Genomic DNA, 18494 nt, shown 5'->3' with positions numbered 1-18494 from the left:
GCAAATAAAAAGGCCCAAGCTGGGCCTTTATATACGCAAAAGACGTGATCAAGAAGAAAGTCGGAAAAATCCCACCCGTGATTTTAACCCGGCCGCCAGCTCATTAAGACGCTGACTTTGCTCGTCGGTCTGCTGAGCTGAGCGAGCAATGTCTGCCATGGCTTCACTGATGTGACCGATATTAAAGTTAATTTCTTCCGCCACTTTCGTTTGCTCGCTGACGGCATCGGCGATGCGGCTGTTCATATGCGAGATTTCACCGACTTCGGAGCGAATTTGCTGCAGTGCGGTGCGTGCCTCTTGGGTTTGCTCTGCTGTTTCGTTTGCTTGTTGCTGGCTATCTCGCATGGCTTTAACGGTTTCTTCGGCATCGGCTTGTAAAGTGCCTATCATTTCGCTGATTTCACCGGTCGAGGTTTGTGTGCGCTGCGCTAGGTTGCGCACTTCATCGGCGACTACGGCGAAACCGCGGCCATGCTCCCCAGCTCGGGCCGCTTCGATAGCTGCGTTCAGGGCCAGCAGGTTGGTTTGCTCGGCAATGGCGTTAATGGTTTCGATAATGCCTTCAATATTGCCACTGCGCTCCGATAACCGCTGTGCCACCTCAGTGGCCTGCTCCAGCCGTTGTGCCAACTGTGACATCATATTGGCATTGCGCTCGACCACATCGTTGCCACGGTCAACTTCGTTATCAGCTTTTTGTGCAGCGTCGGCCGCCGCTTTAGCGTGACTGGCGACCTCACTCACCGACTGCGACATTTCGGTAATGGCCGTCGCCATTTGCTCGGTATCATTGCTCTGGCGATTGATTAACTCGGCATTGTTACCAGCCTGCTGCTGCATGCTCGATGAAGTTGACGCCACATCATCTGAGGCTGTTTGCACCTCAGCCAGAACTTCATTTAACTGCTGAGTTAACTGTCGTGCTGAGCCCATAACACTGCCCGCCAACACGGCATAGTTATTAATGGTTAAATCACCCTCTGCCATAGCGCGAATGGCCCGTGCTACTTGGCCAGGCTCTGCCCCCAGAGTGTTGCGCACACTGCGAATAATGACCCAGGCCATCACTACGCCGACAACCACCGCTAACAACAGAGCAGCAATCATGGTCATGCTAAAACCATCGGCAATGCCGCGCACCTCCTTAACCCCAGAGCGAATCATGGTTTCTTGCGCATCAATATAATTGTTAATGACTTTCAGCCACTGGCTATAAGCTGGGCCGACCTCAGATAAAATCAGCTCGCGGCTACGTGGCAAGTTACCTTGCATGCGCGCTTGGGTTACTTTTTCAGTCGCCACCATGGCGGCTTTTTCTGCTTGTTGAATGGCTTGCAACAGTTGCTGCTCTTGCGTTGCCGGTGCTTGCTGTTGATGCAGGCGCTCCAACGTGGCGCGGGCATCATCGTAAAACGCTTCTAAGCGGCGGATATCGGCCTGTATCGGCCCTAGCTGACCGTCATTTTCATTTAGAACTAGGTCACGCAGGGCGATGGCCCGGTCGTGCACACTGCCGCGAAAGTTGATCGCCGCCCGTTGTTTAGGGCTAAGCTCATCGTTAACCTCATTCAGTACGGTGTCCATCACACTGACACGCTGAATACTCAGCAAGGTCACCATGAGCATCAGAGCAATTAACGCTCCAAAGCCGAACATCAACCTTTGAGTCAAAGTCAGTTGGCGTAACATACACATCCCCCTTTGCAAGTGAGTACTAGTGTAGACGCTAACCTTTAGTAGCAAGGCGGGATCTTATACGAATAATGCTCTTGATAGCTTTACGCTATGGGAATGTATTAAGCGATGCCTGTAGTGTTCAAAGAAGATAGGTGAGGCGCAGCAAGTGCGCTATGAACGCCTTACAAGTCGACACCGCGCGGTGTGCTCAAATCATTTGAGCTCAGTCTTAACCTTACTGCTAACAGCGCTTTGATACCAATTAAGCGCTAACGCTTCGTGGTGTTGGACAAACTCATTTTTGTAATCGCAATAGAAGTCCATGTCATTGTTGCACAGCTGTGCCGCCTGCAGCTTTAACTTGGCGTATTCCTCCGCAACAGACGGATGAGCTTTTAGGTAATCGCGAAACGCTAAATGACGGATGGCAGCGCTTGAGTCCACTTCGAATGCGTGTACATGGTGCGTGCGCTGATGCTGGCTACTTTTTCGAAAATACCGCCGGCCCGGTATGCCGAACTCGCCTTTCACTTCATAGCCAAGGCCCTGCATGGCGCCGGACTCGTCGTCGAGTTTTTTAAGGTCGTGCACTTGCAGCTGTATGTCGATAATGGGCTTAGCCGCCAGCCCTGGCACTGAGGTACTGCCGATGTGCTGCACGGCATACAGGTTACTTGCCGTTAGGGCGCCGGTTATTCGTTGTGCTTCTTGCTTAAACATTTGTGGCCATGCCGGATTGGCTGCGACCACGGTAATAATTCGCTGAGTCATGTTTCTTGCTACTCAATTGGATTGGTCATTTGTCAGTTAAAGTGGGCGGTAAACACTCAAACAACCCGTTTACAAGTGCAGGCAGCTGCTCAAAGTGCGAGCATACGCCATCGGCCTCGGCGCAATGCTCGCCAAAAAACCCCGGTATATAGACAGTTTTCATACCCACTTGTTGAGCCCCTTGAATATCGGCAATGGGATTATCGCCGACAAAAATAGCCTGCGATACAGGCACATCTAAGCGCTCACAAGCGAGTTGAAAAATAGCCGCATCGGGTTTTCGCAGTTCCACCGCTTCAGAGACAATGACCACATCAAAATACTCACACAGCCCTAGGGCCTGAAAGTTACGCTCTTGAAACGGTGTTTTACCGTTAGAAATCAGGCCCAAGCGATAACCCTGTTGATGCAGTGTTTTGATCGCTGTACTGACACCCGGCTTTGCTTGGCAGAAGCCTGAAAAACACAACTCGTAGCTACTCAGCAGTTCCTGCATCGACCAGCCTTGAATCGCAAACTCGTCGATCAACTGTTGATAAACGCGATCTTTCCAAACCCGGCCGTTGTCATCCAACTCTACAAAGCGATCACAAAACTGCTGGGCATGGTTGATCTGGTTGCGCAACATGCCAGTGGCCTGCCAAAGGGCAAACCGCTTAAGCGACGCTGTGCGATCGAGTAGGGTTTCGTCCAAATCAAATAGTACAGCGCGTTGTTCAGATGACTCAGCTGCAGGCTGCATTAATCTTCCTTGTTATTTTTCACTAGGGCCTTGGCACTCTGCCCGAGTGAATCAACATCGATGCCTTGCTGTTGCAATAATTTTTCAAACAGCGGCATTAGCTCACCTAGGCTTTCTTGCAGGGTATCGCGCACGGTATCCACCACCACCTGGGTGCCACGCTCGATTTCTACGTTGATTAAGCTGCCAGCTTGTTTATCTTCAAAGGTCGTCATGCGACGGGTTTCGGGAATCAACCAGACTTCAAACCAACCTTGCTGTTTATCCACTTCCGCCAAGGTCAGGCTGGCACCATTTAAGGCGATATAGCCTTTGGGAAAAATGTAGCGCTTCCAGGCATCCGGCAACGCAAAGCGAATGCAATAATTGTCTTCTACCTGGCGCACGTCCAGCACCTCGGTGTTAAAATCGACATGACCCGACAACGGATGGCCGCCAATTTCAGCACCGTCTTTAGCCGCACGCTCGACATTAACGCGATCGCCCGCCTGATATTGGCTTAAGGTGGTAATGTTCAAGCTTTGCAGCATGACATCAAATTTTACCCGCACCTCAGACAGCAATTCCGTCACCGTTAGACAAACGCCATCCACCGCTACGCTGGCGCCAATTTCTAGTTCATCACAAAAGCCGGGCTCAAAGTGAATCACAAAAGTGCGAATGCCTTGGTGGTCTTGAACGTCTTCCAGGGTGGCGACGGACTGCACGATGCCGGTAAACATAACTTCTCCACGGAATAGATGCTGACAGAGTGCGTATTTTGCTACAGGGCTGTGGTCCACACCAGCCAAGGATCAAAATGTGCGTGGATCAGTGTGTTGAGGGGCTTCTCCTGCCTTTCTCCTGCCTTTCTCCTAGCTTCGCTCGCCTTCTCTAGGCCTTTCCTAGCCCTTGCCTAGCTTTCTCCCACGATGGCCTGTACCAACTGTTGTAGCACCGCATCGTCGCCCTGTTGCAAGGCCTGCTGATACAACTCGTATACCTCAGCATCGTGCTGCTGCAAATAATAAAAGCCCGCCTTAGAGCCTAAAAACCAGCGCTGGCGCAATTTAAAATAAAACTCTAACAAGTCCGTTAGCAGCCAGTGGCGCCGGTACAAAGACTCAATATCCTGCTGACACGAGCGCTGCAGCATTTTGTGGCTCCAAGCAACGATATGCTGGCGTTCATCGACGCTCAAAGGCTCGGGGCCTTGCTCGAAGCGCTGCTGCAACTGCTGTAAAAAAACCTTGCCCTGCCCTTGCCGATCCAGTAGTAATTCACCGCCAACAAAACGTAAAAAATCCTCGCGGCTGGCGTCGGCCTCGTGGCTGGCATACAACCAGGCGTCCAAGGGCACACCGTCAAACAAGCGATGATCTTTTTTCACATCAGGTGTTGGGCAAAAACAAGCGATATCAATATCACTGCTGGCAGTGGCATCACCCCGAGCAATGGAGCCATATAAAATAATAAAATCGGGCTGATGCAGGCGAGCCAGTTCTTCGGCCGCACGCAAAGCAATGGTTTTCATGGCTGTCCTTAAAGAAAAACGGATGACTGCGAAACTTTGGCAAACCCCAGCGTTACTCCTGTTTGGAGCCGCCGAGGCAAGCATATGGGTATAGAAGATGAATACAGGCGCCTCGAAGTTGGCGCCTGTACATAGAGGAGAAGCGCTAAGGCTTTAAGTGATCGGCCACCAAGAACGCCATTTCCAATACCTGATCGGCATTGAGGCGCGGATCGCACTGAGTGCGATAGCACTGGGCCAGATCGTCTTCGCTGATCTGGTAAGCACCACCCGTGCATTCGGTAACGTGCTGGCCCGTCATTTCTAGATGAATACCACCAGCATGACTGCCTTCGGCGCGATGCACATCGAAGAACTCACGAATTTCGCCAATGACATCATCGAAATTACGGGTTTTATAGCCACTGGAGGCTTTACGCGTATTGCCGTGCATCGGATCTGATGACCACACCACATGGCGACCTTCACGCTGTACAGCCTGCACCAAAGATGGCAAGGCTTCACCCAGCTTATTCACACCCATACGAGTAATCAGGGTTAAACGGCCAGGGTCATTGTTCGGATTCAGCGCGTCGATTAAGCGAATCAACTCATCAGGCTGCATGCTTGGGCCGACCTTAACGCCCACCGGGTTATGAATGCCACGGAAAAATTCGATATGGGCATGGTCCAGCTGACGGGTGCGCTCACCAATCCACAGCATATGGGCCGAGCAGTTGTAGTATTTGTCGGTGAGGGTATCGACTCGGGTCAACGCCTGCTCATAATTCAGCAGCAAGGCCTCGTGGGAAGTAAATAGCTGAGTTTCGTGTAGGGTCGGATGGGTATTAGAGTTAATTCCCACCACATTCATAAAGGCCAGGGTATCCTGAATGCGATCTGCCAGGGCCTGGTATTCATTTTTCAGTGGATTATTTTCCACAAACGCCATATTCCAACCATGCACCTGATGCAGATCGGCCAAGCCGCCTTGAGCAAAAGCGCGCAGCAAGTTCATGGTCGCTGCCGAGCGATGGTAAGCATCCAACATGCGTTGTGGATCAGGACGACGCGCTGCTGCGGTAAAGTCGTACTGATTAACAATATCGCCGCGATAACTCGGCAGAGTCACGCCATCGATGGTTTCGGTATCGCTGGAGCGTGGCTTGGCATATTGACCCGCCATACGCGCGACCTTAGTCACCGGACAATGGCCGGCGTAGGTCATGACGATGGCCATTTGCAAAATGACTTTAAAGGTGTCACGAATCTTATTGGCGCTGAACTCGCTAAAGGATTCAGCACAGTCGCCACCTTGCAGCAAAAAGCCACGCCCCTGCGCGACTTCACCCAACTGGCGATACAGCTCGCGGGTTTCCTGTGCAAACACCAACGGAGGGTAAGCACTGAGCTGCTGCTCTACCTGTGCTAACGCGTCGGGATCATCGTAGTGTGGTTGTTGTTGGATTGGCAGTGAGCGCCAACTATCGGGTTGCCAGGTCACGGGAACTCTCTCGAACAGCTATGAATCATGAGCCGACACTATAACTCAGACCGCGTTAATGCAATCTATCTCGGTCATAAGCATGACCTGGCGCTACGAATGGCTGGTCATGCTTGCACCTGCCCTCGGTGCTTGCTGCGAAAGTAACAGCCATCGACCTGTCCCCTATTGACTTATCCATTAGTAGTGTTGTGAACGCAAGCGTTTTCGCGGAGCTTGGGGCTAGAGCTTTCTGGCGCTCGCGCCGGACGCAGCGGCAGCCTCTTCGAACGTCGTTGACAATGTAGCAAGGGGCTGATCTGCCGCTGCGCCTTATTCTGAGCGCCGGCTGCATGCCTGCAGGGCTGTTCACAGGCTCCCTATGGAATTTCACTACAAGGAGATCACTATGACCCCTAGCTATGATCCACAAGCTAGCTACTGTCGTGGCCCACAAACACTCCCTCTGCTGGAACTGACCATCGGCGAGTGTTTTGACCAAAGCGTGCAACGCTGGCCCGACAACTTGGCCTTGGTAAGCCGTCAGCAACATATTCGCTGGAGCTATCGCCAGTTACAGCAGCGTGTGAATAACTGCGCCCGAGCGTTACTGGCGCTGGGCGTAGAGGTCGGTGACCGAATCGGCATCTGGTCACCCAACAATGCTGAATGGTGCATTACCCAGCTGGCTACCGCAAAAGTCGGCGCCATTCTGGTTACACTCAACCCAGCCTATCGCTTGCATGAAGTCGAGTATGCACTGCAACAATCACAATGCTCGTTGGTGATTGCTGCAGATCGTTTTAAAGGCTCCAACTACAGCGCCATGCTGCAGCAACTCGTAGCTGATAATGATGACAACCCATGTCAGTCAAAGCTTCCTCACCTGCGTATTCTTGTTAGTCTAAGCGATGAACCTGACCACCCTGGTTTTATGAGCTGGAAGCAATTGCAAGAGCTAGCCGACGAGGTATCACCAACGATTCTGGCCAAACGCCAGGCCAGCCTAAACTGCCAGCAAGCCATCAATATTCAATACACCAGTGGTACCACCGGCTTTCCTAAAGGCGCGACGCTCAGTCACCACAATATTTTAAACAATGGCTTTATGGTGACAGAAAACTTAGGCTTTAGTGAGCAAGATAAACTGGTAATACCGGTGCCTTTGTACCACTGCTTCGGCATGGTTATGGGCAACCTTGGCTGTATCAGCCACGGCGCCGCGATGATCTATCCTAGTGATGCATTTGATCCACGCGCAGTGCTACAAACGGTGCAGGAAGAAAAAGCCACCGCACTGTACGGTGTGCCTACCATGTTTATTGCCACATTAGCAGAGCCAAGTTTTAGTGATTTTAATCTCAGCTCACTGCGTACTGGGATTATGGCAGGTGCCAGCTGTCCGGTAGAAGTTATGAAGCAGGTAATGGAAAAAATGCACATGCAGCAGGTGCAAATTGCTTACGGCATGACAGAAACCAGCCCGGTCAGTACACAAACACAGGCTGACGACCCTGTGGAAAAGCGCGTCAGTACCGTTGGCCGCACTCACCCTCACTTGGAAAGCAAAATCGTTGACCCAAGCGGTGACCTAGTGACCAGAGGTCAAATTGGCGAACTGTGTACCAAAGGCTATAGCGTGATGCTGGGTTACTGGAACAACGACGAGGCCACACAGCAAGCCATCGACAGCGACGGCTGGATGCATACCGGCGATTTGGCCTGCATGGATGACGACGGCTACATCAGCATTGTCGGGCGCAGCAAAGATATGGTCATTCGAGGCGGTGAAAATATCTACCCACGTGAAATCGAAGAGTTTTTGTACACCCACCCGGCCGTAGCCGACGTGCAAGTGACGGGCGTACCGGATAAAAAATACGGTGAAGAGCTAGTGGCTTGGGTGATTTTAAAGCCGGGCGAAGATGTTTCAAAGGCAGAGTTACGTGAATTCTGCCAAGATCAAATCGCCCACTATAAAATCCCGCGCTATTTTCGCTTTACCGATGAATTTCCGATGACGGTGACCGGAAAAATCCAGAAGTTTAAAATGCGCGAGATTAGTGTCGAGGAGTTGGGTCTGAATCCATAGATCGATGTTTCGAAAACCCCGATAAATCACTCATTTATCGGGGTTTGATATTAGATTAATACACCTCACCAGTTTCGGTGTTCTTTAGTACTACACTGGTTACATTGGCCTTTAATCGAGCCTCGCAGTTCTCAACATAGTTCTGACAATACATGCCATTATCATCTATGTAATCCTGGCTAAAACGAATCACATATTCATACTGGTAAGCATCCATCATACGTTCAGCTACATCAGGAGCCATTGGAATTGCTGCATAGAAATCATAGTCTCGATATTCATCACCGAAAAGCCATATGTTTTCGCGGGTAGCATAGGTTTTGCCTAATGAGTCTAGCCCTTCCAGTTCAAGTTCAACGCTAGCAACATCCAGTTCAACGTCACCAATAATCGTAGTGGTTGTATATGTAACCCCTTCTAAGTCATGCGAAAAGTCATCATCCGGCTGAGTTATTCGCAACTCCTGCATTTCTGCGTCATAACCGATTGCATGCAAGCCTGTAAATAGGTAATAACTGTCCTTACTGACTCGATCAACCAGAGTAAAGTCCGGAAGGTTATTAAAAAACTTAGAAACTCTTTCTTCATACTCCGCTTGGGTTTCAAACTCTGATTTCTTTGATGCTTCTTCAATTTTCTTGAACTGCTCAAACAACGCCTTACCGCTGTCAAGAGAATTACCCGAGGAGGAACCACCGCCGGATGAACCGCCACAGCCAGACAGTGCAATGATGGCCGATGTCAGCAAAAGCGAAGAAGAAAAGCGATTATTCATTGTCCACATACCTGTGCAATATTTGATCAAGGCGACTCACTGAGTGATGCCGCTATATAATAACCAATCAGATGAGACAAATGAGAGCATCACTATTCCAATTGGCGCGCGAAGACTAACTCCATGACAACATGGCGTCAATCAAAGCATCCCTTCATCCCCATATCAACGTTGCGAGGAAAAAAGACCCAACTGGGTCTAAATCACCTCAGTTACAGAGACCTAAACAGCCAATTTGGCCCATATAGCTGGAACAGGTCTTGCTCAGCGAATACAAAACGCAGCGAGCGAGATAGCCATGCAAACCAACCGTGCCCGATCGACAACGCGTCAATTACCAAAATCACTCTCGACGTCGAACAGCGATAAGCACATCGGCGTGGAAAACAAGCACGGGCAGCACAGCCCTAAAACCTTTAATGAAAAAGCCAGCAATCAGCAATCTCACTTGCTGGATCAACAAACAGAGTTTTCAGGCCGCGCCCGGGTAGCTCAAGTGCTGCGCTGGACCAGCACTGCAGCACTGATTGCCAACGACCTGTTTTCTGAGAAATCCACGACCACTAAGCAACGCGCACAACAGGCACGAACCCCTGAAGCGCAGTCCACCGTGATAGGTGGCCGCTTAATGATCGGAACCAATGCCGAAGATGACAGCCATATTCCAGGACACCTTCAAGCACTGCTGTCGGACGCGAATAAAGTAAAAAGCGTCGTGCAAAATTTCGAAGATCAAAACGAGGGGTTGACTCACCAGTTGCTGTTTGCTGGCTCAGACACCGAACGCACCAAAATTCGCGAGCAAATGCGCATTAACAGTCAGCAATCACGACACTTGTCGCAACTGCATCAGTTTGTCGCAGATGATGGCGTCTTTAATGCTTTTTCGCACACCACCCGCCAGGAAATTGAAGATCGCTACGTGCAAGAAAACGCCAATACAAACATGTCAGCCAGCAACTATATGAACGGCCTGAAAAGCCGCCAGCAAAGCCACTCGGCTATGCTACGCAACCTGCGCTCCAGTTTGCGCGACCAAGGCAGTATCAGCATGGCCAGCAACACCCAAGGCAAACATGCTGAACAACGTATTATCGAAGATGTTATTGGCAAGCATGACCAAGAAGTTGAAAGAACTAAAATGGCCCGAGGGTTTACTGTATTTTCTACACTGCCAGAGCCTAGCCACCTGGACATGGTCGTTGCCGGAACCAAACCGCCCTGTGCAATGTGTGAAGTCACCGAAAGAGCCAGGCAAAAGGTGGCACAAACCGGACAAAACAATAGCAGCCCACTGGTGATGAAACGCTATAAAGATGAGCAGTATCAATCGGGTAATTTATTTCCGGGCAACTATGTCAATACCGAAGATCAACACGTCCATCAACAGTTGCGTAGTCAGTTTGCCGACAAAGCCAGCTTTCCTAAAACCCGGGTAACGGCACGCAAGCGCGCCGATAGCGTGGCCAGCTTTAAGGCCTTTAAACAGCTATAGGTGCTGCACAGCAATAGGCAGCACCCTTAAAGGCCATAACAGCCACTTGAGTTCTGATACGCCTAATCCACACTAAGATAAACACGGACTGGCTACTTAGACCCACACCATGAACAAGTTCCTACTAGCGTTTGCGCTATGGCTACCCTTGGCCTCGATCAGCTCGGCCTCTACGCTCACCTGGTGTGCCTATTACGACTGGGCGCCGTGGATCTACCCCGTAGAAGGCGGCGTAGAAGGTGGTGAAGAGAGTGACTATGCGGGCATCCTTATCGATCAGTTGAAGCTATTCAAGCAAAACAACCCAGACATAGAAGTGAACGCCAGTATTATTGCCAACTGGAAGCGCTGCCAACTTGAGGTCGCTACCGGCAAGGTCACCATGATACTCGGAGCCAATAAAACGCCAGAGCGTGAGCAAGTATTTGACTACCTAGAAATACCAGCGTTTATCAACAAACGGGAAGTACACGCCTACGCAGCCGCCAACAATAGTGCGTTACAGAACATCAGTTCACTGGCTGACCTACGCCCCTTTCGCCTTGCCATCGTTCGCGGCGATACCTTTGGCGGTATGATTGACCAGCATATAAATAGCCTACCCGCCAATCGTGTTACAGCAACCAACAGCCACGCCCAATCTCTGAGAATGGTGAGCTCGAGGCGCCTAGACTACCTATTTTTGCAAGCAGGCCTGATCAGAGACATCATCGACCAACACCTAACCGACGGCTCAGAACTGACCAAAACACAGTTTAAAAGTATTCTAACCATACCCCGAGAAACGCCCGCATATCACGTTTTTGGTAAAAATACCGATGGCTACGCTAACTACGCAACCCCCTGGCTAGAGACATTAAAGGAGTACCATGCCACGGTGGATATAGAAGCGGAAATAGCGCGCCACAAGCGACAGAACCGATTACTCAACCAGGCTGAGTAACGGCTCAGAAAATCGATTCAATAACGAGCACATGGGCGCTGCATTTATTCTGGCAATAACACCACATCACGCTGACCGAAAAATTCAAAACCACACCCCAGTGCCAGGCCTTTCGACGATAAATTATGCGACTGATGGCGATATTGGGGCTCGTAACCCAACTCATAGGCGTGTTTTGCCAACGCTTGTACCACGGCTTTGCCATGACCCTGACCACGATATTCGGGTAGCGTTAGAACCCCCATATCGGCAATTTTTGAATTGTCCCAAGGGTACATACTCGCAGCGGCCACGAGCTTACCTTCGACCAAGGCACCAAAAACGCGCCAGTGATCTAGCTCGACATAAGCATCGTCTAGATCTTGCTCGGTGGCCGACGCTTCAAATGCTTTAAATAGCTCAGCATCTTCAGCCGTTAAACGACGCACATGAGGAGCCGCGTCCCGGCTTAAAATGGCGGCTCGTTGGCTAGCAGAAAAATAATACAGATTATCTTCACCGTAAAACTCCAACCCATGCTGTGCCAACGCCTGCTGCAACTTTTCTAAAGGTAAGGGCCAACTTTGATCCAGCTGTAATAAATCGGCCACCTTAGGTGTCATGCACAGCCAGTGTTGCTCATCACTGCGCACCAGCTGCATCAAAGGGTAGGCCGAGTGCTCATTCACCACCACGGATTGCTGCGAGCTTGAATGCAGCATATTGCCGGGCAAAAAACGCTGTTGCCAAAAAGAAAGAACGGTGTGAGAAAAAACAGACATAAGTGATCCTTGGTATATAAACCGATACACACTCAGGGGCAGGAAGATGTCGTTGTGAGGTCATTCGCACTACAAGTACGAGAGGGATCGACGAGCATTGTAATGGCTATATCGACGAGCACCACGCCTAGGGCGCAAAGATTGCGTCAAGAAATTCTGGGCAAAGATGCACCATTGCGGCGACAGCTTTTGCTATAAAATCACATAGCTCGCGTCCTTTTAAACAAGCCAGTTTTTTAACTGCCGTAATAAAAAAGCCACCTGCAATGCAGGTGGCTTTTTCGTAGCGATCGCTAACTAATGATGTTAGAAGCTATAAGCAACACCGGCATACCAAGTGCGGCCAGCAACATCAAAGTAACGTGGATCGAAACCAACCTGGTGACCAGCACCGCTGGTGCGCAGTGACAGTGGTGGTTCTTTATCCGTAATGTTGTTGATACCGAAGGTCAGCTTCAGCGCATCTTCCATTGCTAGGAATTGACCCTGATAATCGATGGTTTGATGGGCTGGCACACGACCTGTGTAGTCGAAGAACTCACCGCTCAACGTACCATCATTGTTCACATACTCAACTTCTTGAGTTTGATCACGGTAGCCGCCTTGGTAGTTCAGCGTCACATGATGATTAAACTGGCCAACCATCACAGACGTTTCAAGCTTCAGCTTGTTGCTAAAGGTGACCTGATCATCAGAGCCAAACTCATCCAGGTTTGAACCATAAGAAGAGCTCCAAGACTTGATCATGTGCGTACCGCTCAGCGCCAGAGTCACAGAACCAAAGTCAGGGTAGAGGCCTTGCTCAATGCGGTAATCGATACCCGCACTTTGTGATTCAGCAATGTTCACGAACTCCTGCAGAATCGCGAGCTCATCAAAGCCAGTGGCCAAGTTCTTCTTGGTGGTGAAGTTGCCGCTGTATTTTTCTGGGTTGTCGAAAATTTGATTTTCAGTCAGCGTGTCGATCTGATCTTCAATTTTCACATTCCAGTAGTCAATCGTAGCACTGGTGTCCGTGTCGGTACGGAAGACAAAACCAGCTGTCCACTGAGTCGATTTTTCTGGCTCCAGATCGGTATTACCACCTTGGAATACGTGTGCCTGAGCAGGGCCAGCCGATTGCTGAATACACCAAGCCGTACGAGGATCAGAGTCTTCAAATGGGCAGTCAAAGTTGCCTGACGTTACACCAAACTCGCGCACCGGAATGCCAATTGATAATAAGCCTGGTGCTTTAAAGCCAGTGCCATAGGCCGCACGAACGGTAAAGCTATCAGTCAGGTCATACTTACCGCTGAGCTTATAAGTCAGATCGGTTAGCTCATCACTGATTTTTTTACCTTCGCTCTTAACGCCGCCAATTACGTCATAACGCGCTGACAAAGTAACTTCAGCACCATCAACGACTGGCAACAACAACTCGGTAAAGGCACCGTATTGATCACGCTCCAGGTCAAACTCACTCTCTGAAGACAGGAACAGAATGACTGCGTCCTTATTGTCCTGCGATGGCATGTCTTCATAGCTATTGCTGTAGTAATCAACACCCGCCGCGATCTGAGCATCACCACCGCCCATGGTAAACAATGGCATCGCCACGTTGGCGTTAAAGCCCATCATTTCAGTGTCGGTTTCGCCCCAAGTGCCTTTATAAATCGTCTTGCTTAAGGCTTCTTGATCCGCTTCAGAGAACTCTGAAGGCGGTACAAAAATATTGAAGTCACCGCGAGCAACCGCTTCAGTAAACTCATCGGCCAGCAGCCAACCCGTTGGGTAATACTCTTCCTGCTCAACTTTTGAATAAACAAACGCAGTGTTGAAGTCGACACTACCAATGTAGCCCTCTGCTCCAAGGGTAAAGTTCAGCGATTCAGACTTCCACTCAGTGGTACGGTTACCTGCAGGCAGTGAGCGCCAAGCACCAAATGGCGCCAGCTCGCCGGCCTCAATTTTCGCGATTTCCTCATCCGTGAGCACCGGCTTGAGTGAATCGTTATACGCCGCAGAGTCTAGGGCAATGGGCACCGCTCCGGTTGGATAAGGTGCAATACGAGACGTCATTTCTCGGTTCGACCAAGTAACGTCCGTAAAGGCTGTAATGCCATCGGTGATCTGGAAGTTCAACCCAGCAAAAACAGAGTCTGTTTTCTTCTCTGGCATCGCCTCTAAAGTCGATGTGTAGTCAAACTGACAGCTAGAGCCAGACGGTGTGTTATTTTCAGCACAGGCACCATTGGACTCACGATAAGGGTTTAAAACACGCTCAGTTTTACCCTCTGGCGTAATGAGATAAGCATTACCTGGAATCGCATTAGATGAACCATTAAAGAAGAAAGCTTTGCGGTCGTGGCCGCGTGGTTGAAAGGTAATAAAACCTGTTTTTGAGAAATCACGATCCACTGCCGCGAGCTGATCTTTTTCAACACGACTAGCACCCAGAACCACCTCGTAGCCATCTTCAAACAAGTTGCCAAAACCTGTGGTCAGATCGAAGCGCTGGCTTTCGCCACCGCCATTGGTAGGGCGATCAACGCGTGCAGAAACTGTGGTTTTATCAACACCTTTTTTGAGAATGAAGTTCACCACGCCAGCAATGGCATCAGAGCCATAAAGCGCACTGGCGCCATCGGTCAGGATCTCCACCCGTTCAATCATGGCGGTTGGAATGTGACTGATGTCAACCGTGCCATCCGACGTCGAAGGTGCCACACGGCGGCCATTAATCAATACCAAGGTGTACGATGAGCCAAGGCCGTGAATGTTAGCCGTTGCCAAGCCACCACCTGAGCCGCCCACACTCTCGCCAGGTGAAACGAAGTTCTGCATCGCTGGCAGCTTAGTCATCAGCTCAGCGGCATCCAGTGCGCCTGTGGCCTCCAACTGTGCAGCATCAAACTGCTGAACCGGCAATGAACCTTCCAAGTCTTTGCGTTGAATGCTGGAACCGGTAACCAACACTTCCTCAATGGTTTCTTGTGCAGCTTGCTCGTTGGCAATCGCGCTGATCGGCAAGGCCATCAGAGCAGTAGTGCCGAACACACCGGCCACCGCACTCGAAAGCAATGTTTTTTTCATTCTAATTCTCCTGAGGGATCTGAAACTCTAGGACTCCAGACTTGTCTTTGCAGGAGATGGGCCAATTTGCTCACGCTGACAGAAAATCAGCCATTGAGTTCCATGATGTCGGCGGGAAATAAGCATCAAAATAATAAAAGGTACGGAAATTATAAGGCCTAGGCCGCGATAGACTGCTTTCGTATAAATACCAATGGCCCAATAGGATACATGCGTATTGCATACCAATTTCTTTTGATAATTTAAATAATTGCACCACACTAGAGCAGAAGCGATTCGATAGGTAACACAATGGTGCATGTGTAACCGCTCGTAGCTGTTGCTTTTCGAACCGTAAGTATTTGTTCTATCAGCAAAAACACCCTTCTCATACAAGTTCGACCGTAACACCTGGTTACTAATCAACCAAACCGCTCAATAATAGGGCACTCAGAATAAGAGCGCACCGTAAAGTACAAGCCTTATGAACAGAGCCAGCAAAACCTTTAACCATAGCGGGTCTGCGCCATTACCACTAACTCAGACTCGCTGATACTGCATCATGGGCGAGCTCAAGCTTCCGTCATGGCGCGTACAGGACACTGAGCTGGCAGCGCCGAGCAATCCTTTAGTGCGACAGCCACAAACCCACCACCACGGCTAGGGAGAGGTTTACGGCCCAAATGCTCATGGCTAATAAGATGACCTTGACAGGTAATTGAGCGGCATCGGCCAAACGCAACTGCAGCCCCAGCGCCGTGACCGCCAGCAGCATCAAGACATGCCCCAACGACGTTAAAACATCATTCAAGAAAGAAGGCCACCAAGGCTGCCAATGCAGTACAGCTAAAAGGATAAAAGCCGGAAGAAAACCATAGCGGCACAGCCACCGCCGAGCCTTGTCCGCCAACGACAGTGATGAAACGCACTGCGGCGCTGCTAGCGCCGAGCTTTGCAAATAGTATTTGAGCAGCGCCAGCCCCAGCCCCAACAGCCCTATTCTGAGCAGCTTTACCGTGAGCGCAGTCGCCGCCGCTTCGGCGGGCATGGCACTGCCCGCAATCACCACCTGTGCCAGCTCTGGTGCAGGCAAGCCAGCCACCAAGGCAGCCACAGGCTGCCCTAACCACTGCATCAGCCAAGGGTAAATAAGCAAGTTGACCATGCCCAGCAATGCCACCAGCACTAAGGCTCGTGCGATATCGGCAGCGCCATAATGCGGATGCCGACTTGTGATCGGTGCAGCGGCAGCAATCGCACTGCCACCACACACAGCAAAACCAATACTCAATAATGCCGTTTGCGGCCTTGGCACTCTTAATCGAGCTGCCAGCCAGCCCCCCAGTATCAGGGTCGACAATAAAACCAGAGTGACCCACAGCAATAATTGCAGCAACAGCCCCCATGAGGGTGGCGCCGCCCACTGTGCGGCAAACAACACAATGCCGGTTTTCAGCCACCGTGGCTGCCAACGCTGTAAACGCATCGATGGACGTGCAGGCACGCACAGGGCCAACAGCAGCGCCAACGTCAGACTGCTGATACCCCAAGCTTCTAGCGGCAGCCACTGGCCCAATGTTTGTGCTAGACCAGCGATCGCAAGGAGTAAAAGCAGGGTCATAAATCAGGCTCTAATTGCAATTAGGAATAAGTATATTCCCACCCGAAATAAGCAAAACCGGTAATTATCGCAGTAGCTTTTCGGTTTTAATGAAAAGCCACTCACTGTGCTGGCTCAACGAGCTAAGACTGTTACGAAACATGCCGTCCCCCCCACTAAAGTGAGCTCAGGCATTGGTACAGGAAAGACACCATGACAGGGATATTTCGCTCATTGCCCGCTTTTGATGCTTACCGGCTAAGCGCTGAGCAAGCTGAGGTGTTGCTCGCCTCCTACCCAGTGGGTAGTCACATCGCACGCGACCGACAACGACGGCGCAATCATTCGTGGCGAGCTGACCCTAACCGTGCAGGGCCGTCGTCAGCACTTTACTGTCGGAGACTGGTATCACGTTCCGGCCGAAGTTGAGCACGCCGCTGAGTTTGAACAAGACACAGATGAAATTGAGTGCTGGTGTGCCAAGCGATAGCTCGCCAACCGCTCTGCCGTACCTATCAATGGGTTCTTGTGTTGCCCCCTGCCGGACCAGGAGCAGTTGGCGTTATTTCCGCATGTAACGATGTTGCGTCAGGCTGAGCGCAGACATCCAGCGCAGTTTGTGCCCTTTCACCCAGCTCGCAGCGCCGCCATAGCAGAAGCCGGGCAACGCCATCCTCACTCAGCCAGTCTGCCATGCTGCGTCTGTAGTCAAGGGCTCGCGTTACACCGCAACAGGCCATTATGGTACGCCGCCTGGACGAGGGTTTGGCAAACCATGCCATGCCACTGGAGCGCTAAAACAAAGAAAATACAGATACAAATCGTTTGCATTAAAACTCTTTTTCTTTACCATCCTTGCACTTTGTGCCGACCTCGAGGTTGGCGTATGAGCCTTAATGACTGCACAGCTTTTAGGGTGTCTCCAAAACACCTACTCAGAACAAGGAGTGTTACACGCCCACTTTAGCTCGGTGCACTCTCAAGGCACATATTTCCACAACCATTGGACAGGTAGCGCACTATGCCCTTGGGAGTCTTTATGATCTGGCCAGCTTTGCATTTGATGTACGGCGTCAGTGAGCATCGCAGTCAGCGCATTGCGCGTTCGCGCAAACTGGCTGGTTTGATTTTTCTGCTGTTTAGCCTGGCCTGGATGGGTCACCCCTTTGGCTGGGAGCAAGGCAGCTTTTATTGGCTGTTCAGCTTGGTGGCATGCGCCGCCATATTTGTACAGCTGCGCATCTGGTGGCCGCGCAGTGTCATCGCCATCACGTTAATCAGTGCTGCAGGGGGCGCCTATGTCGGTTTGGTCTGACGGCCAAGGCAACTGGCCACGCTTAAATTCCACCCTCAGCCGGGTCTTGGCAGCGCTACTGGGGGCACTGATCGCCACCGTTTTGCTGACCTTGTGCATCACCCTGTGGTGGCCGTTTGGCGATGCGGTCGAGCAAATTTTTGCCGGCGGCGTGTTCTTTTTTGTGTTTTGGGCTGGCTTTTTCTATTGGGCCTTGTTGGCAAAGGGCGGTCTACAAGCTTGGCGGCGCATGTTACTGCTTATGGCTTCGCTGACTCTCATTAACGCCGTGCATTTTGTTGGAGGCTGAAA

General features: G+C 50.8%; 16 protein-coding genes. 6 read left to right on the top strand and 10 right to left on the bottom strand.

The window, feature by feature from the left end; genetic code table 11:
- Positions 1 to 48 precede the first annotated feature (48 nt).
- From IE090_RS10510 to IE090_RS10485, 6 genes are all read right to left on the bottom strand, one after another.
- Positions 49 to 1692 carry a methyl-accepting chemotaxis protein gene (locus IE090_RS10510; protein WP_189388339.1) on the bottom strand — a complete coding sequence of 548 codons (1644 nt, stop codon included), beginning with the start codon at positions 1690 to 1692 and terminating at the stop codon, positions 49 to 51.
- Between the two features lie 201 nt (positions 1693 to 1893).
- Positions 1894 to 2451, bottom strand: a complete 558-nt coding sequence (locus tag IE090_RS10505) for a GrpB family protein (RefSeq protein ID WP_189388338.1) — start codon at positions 2449 to 2451, stop codon at positions 1894 to 1896.
- A 25-nt stretch (positions 2452 to 2476) separates the two neighbouring features.
- A complete protein-coding gene (locus tag IE090_RS10500) occupies positions 2477 to 3193 on the bottom strand; it encodes an HAD family hydrolase (RefSeq protein WP_189388337.1) in 717 nt (238 codons plus the stop codon).
- On the bottom strand, positions 3193 to 3915 hold the full coding sequence (locus IE090_RS10495; protein ID WP_189388336.1) for a riboflavin synthase subunit alpha: 723 nt from the start codon (positions 3913 to 3915) through the stop codon (positions 3193 to 3195). The genes IE090_RS10500 and IE090_RS10495 overlap by 1 nt, the downstream gene beginning before the upstream one ends.
- 173 nt (positions 3916 to 4088) lie before the next feature.
- A complete protein-coding gene (locus IE090_RS10490; protein WP_189388335.1) occupies positions 4089 to 4706 on the bottom strand; it encodes a nucleotidyltransferase domain-containing protein in 618 nt (205 codons plus the stop codon).
- A 145-nt stretch (positions 4707 to 4851) separates the two neighbouring features.
- Positions 4852 to 6189, bottom strand: a complete 1338-nt coding sequence (locus IE090_RS10485) for a class II 3-deoxy-7-phosphoheptulonate synthase (RefSeq protein WP_189388334.1) — start codon at positions 6187 to 6189, stop codon at positions 4852 to 4854.
- A gap of 388 nt (positions 6190 to 6577) precedes the next feature.
- On the opposite strand from IE090_RS10485, the gene IE090_RS10480 reads away from it, so the two are divergent.
- Positions 6578 to 8260: an AMP-binding protein gene (locus IE090_RS10480; protein ID WP_189388333.1), complete on the top strand. Its 1683-nt coding sequence runs from the start codon at positions 6578 to 6580 to the stop codon at positions 8258 to 8260.
- A 55-nt stretch (positions 8261 to 8315) separates the two neighbouring features.
- Here the strand turns inward: IE090_RS10480 and IE090_RS10475 are convergent, their stop codons facing one another.
- Positions 8316 to 9035: a hypothetical protein gene (locus tag IE090_RS10475; RefSeq protein WP_189388332.1), complete on the bottom strand. Its 720-nt coding sequence runs from the start codon at positions 9033 to 9035 to the stop codon at positions 8316 to 8318.
- Positions 9036 to 9333: 298 nt separating this feature from the next.
- Here IE090_RS10475 and IE090_RS10470 point away from each other — a divergent pair, with 298 nt between their 5' ends.
- Positions 9334 to 10530 (top strand): hypothetical protein, encoded by a 1197-nt coding sequence (locus IE090_RS10470; RefSeq protein WP_189388331.1) that lies wholly within the window; start codon positions 9334 to 9336, stop codon positions 10528 to 10530.
- A gap of 109 nt (positions 10531 to 10639) precedes the next feature.
- Positions 10640 to 11473, top strand: coding sequence for a substrate-binding periplasmic protein (locus tag IE090_RS10465; protein ID WP_189388330.1), 834 nt, complete (start codon positions 10640 to 10642; stop codon positions 11471 to 11473).
- Between the two features lie 44 nt (positions 11474 to 11517).
- On the opposite strand, the gene IE090_RS10460 is transcribed toward IE090_RS10465, so the two are convergent.
- The 3 genes from IE090_RS10460 to IE090_RS10450 all read right to left on the bottom strand — a co-directional run bounded on the left by IE090_RS10460 (position 11518) and on the right by IE090_RS10450 (position 16909).
- Positions 11518 to 12234: a GNAT family N-acetyltransferase gene (locus IE090_RS10460; RefSeq protein ID WP_189388329.1), complete on the bottom strand. Its 717-nt coding sequence runs from the start codon at positions 12232 to 12234 to the stop codon at positions 11518 to 11520.
- A 306-nt stretch (positions 12235 to 12540) separates the two neighbouring features.
- Complete coding sequence (locus IE090_RS10455; RefSeq protein ID WP_189388328.1) at positions 12541 to 15309, bottom strand: TonB-dependent receptor plug domain-containing protein; 2769 nt, start codon at positions 15307 to 15309, stop codon at positions 12541 to 12543.
- 607 nt (positions 15310 to 15916) lie between these two features.
- Complete coding sequence (locus IE090_RS10450; RefSeq protein ID WP_189388327.1) at positions 15917 to 16909, bottom strand: putative sulfate exporter family transporter; 993 nt, start codon at positions 16907 to 16909, stop codon at positions 15917 to 15919.
- Positions 16910 to 17153: 244 nt separating this feature from the next.
- On the opposite strand from IE090_RS10450, the gene IE090_RS18060 reads away from it, so the two are divergent.
- From IE090_RS18060 to IE090_RS10435, 3 genes are all read left to right on the top strand, one after another.
- Positions 17154 to 17378, top strand: coding sequence for a cupin domain-containing protein (locus IE090_RS18060; RefSeq protein WP_373296417.1), 225 nt, complete (start codon positions 17154 to 17156; stop codon positions 17376 to 17378).
- Between the two features lie 549 nt (positions 17379 to 17927).
- Positions 17928 to 18203 (top strand): DUF3325 family protein, encoded by a 276-nt coding sequence (locus IE090_RS10440; protein WP_189388326.1) that lies wholly within the window; start codon positions 17928 to 17930, stop codon positions 18201 to 18203.
- Positions 18187 to 18492, top strand: a complete 306-nt coding sequence (locus IE090_RS10435; RefSeq protein WP_189388325.1) for a hypothetical protein — start codon at positions 18187 to 18189, stop codon at positions 18490 to 18492. Before IE090_RS10440 ends, IE090_RS10435 begins: the two co-directional genes overlap by 17 nt.
- Positions 18493 to 18494: the final 2 nt, after the last annotated feature.

This window comes from Bacterioplanes sanyensis, assembly GCF_014652515.1.
In the GTDB taxonomy this organism is placed as follows: Bacteria; Pseudomonadota; Gammaproteobacteria; order Pseudomonadales; family Oceanobacteraceae; genus Bacterioplanes; species Bacterioplanes sanyensis.
This window is presented reverse-complemented; position numbering and strand designations above follow the sequence as displayed.

What these genes read in the sequence shown, in the direction of transcription:
- IE090_RS10510 (WP_189388339.1), bottom strand. Translation starts at nt 1,692, where the DNA reads ATGTTACGCCAACTGACTTTGACTCAAAGGTTGATGTTCGGCTTTGGA.
- IE090_RS10505 (WP_189388338.1), bottom strand. Translation starts at nt 2,451, where the DNA reads ATGACTCAGCGAATTATTACCGTGGTCGCAGCCAATCCGGCATGGCCA.
- IE090_RS10500 (WP_189388337.1), bottom strand. Translation starts at nt 3,193, where the DNA reads ATGCAGCCTGCAGCTGAGTCATCTGAACAACGCGCTGTACTATTTGAT.
- IE090_RS10495 (WP_189388336.1), bottom strand. Translation starts at nt 3,915, where the DNA reads ATGTTTACCGGCATCGTGCAGTCCGTCGCCACCCTGGAAGACGTTCAA.
- IE090_RS10490 (WP_189388335.1), bottom strand. Translation starts at nt 4,706, where the DNA reads ATGAAAACCATTGCTTTGCGTGCGGCCGAAGAACTGGCTCGCCTGCAT.
- IE090_RS10480 (WP_189388333.1), top strand. Translation starts at nt 6,578, where the DNA reads ATGACCCCTAGCTATGATCCACAAGCTAGCTACTGTCGTGGCCCACAA.
- IE090_RS10475 (WP_189388332.1), bottom strand. Translation starts at nt 9,035, where the DNA reads ATGAATAATCGCTTTTCTTCTTCGCTTTTGCTGACATCGGCCATCATT.
- IE090_RS10470 (WP_189388331.1), top strand. Translation starts at nt 9,334, where the DNA reads ATGCAAACCAACCGTGCCCGATCGACAACGCGTCAATTACCAAAATCA.
- IE090_RS10465 (WP_189388330.1), top strand. Translation starts at nt 10,640, where the DNA reads ATGAACAAGTTCCTACTAGCGTTTGCGCTATGGCTACCCTTGGCCTCG.
- IE090_RS10460 (WP_189388329.1), bottom strand. Translation starts at nt 12,234, where the DNA reads ATGTCTGTTTTTTCTCACACCGTTCTTTCTTTTTGGCAACAGCGTTTT.
- IE090_RS10455 (WP_189388328.1), bottom strand. Translation starts at nt 15,309, where the DNA reads ATGAAAAAAACATTGCTTTCGAGTGCGGTGGCCGGTGTGTTCGGCACT.
- IE090_RS10450 (WP_189388327.1), bottom strand. Translation starts at nt 16,909, where the DNA reads ATGACCCTGCTTTTACTCCTTGCGATCGCTGGTCTAGCACAAACATTG.
- IE090_RS10440 (WP_189388326.1), top strand. Translation starts at nt 17,928, where the DNA reads ATGATCTGGCCAGCTTTGCATTTGATGTACGGCGTCAGTGAGCATCGC.
- IE090_RS10435 (WP_189388325.1), top strand. Translation starts at nt 18,187, where the DNA reads ATGTCGGTTTGGTCTGACGGCCAAGGCAACTGGCCACGCTTAAATTCC.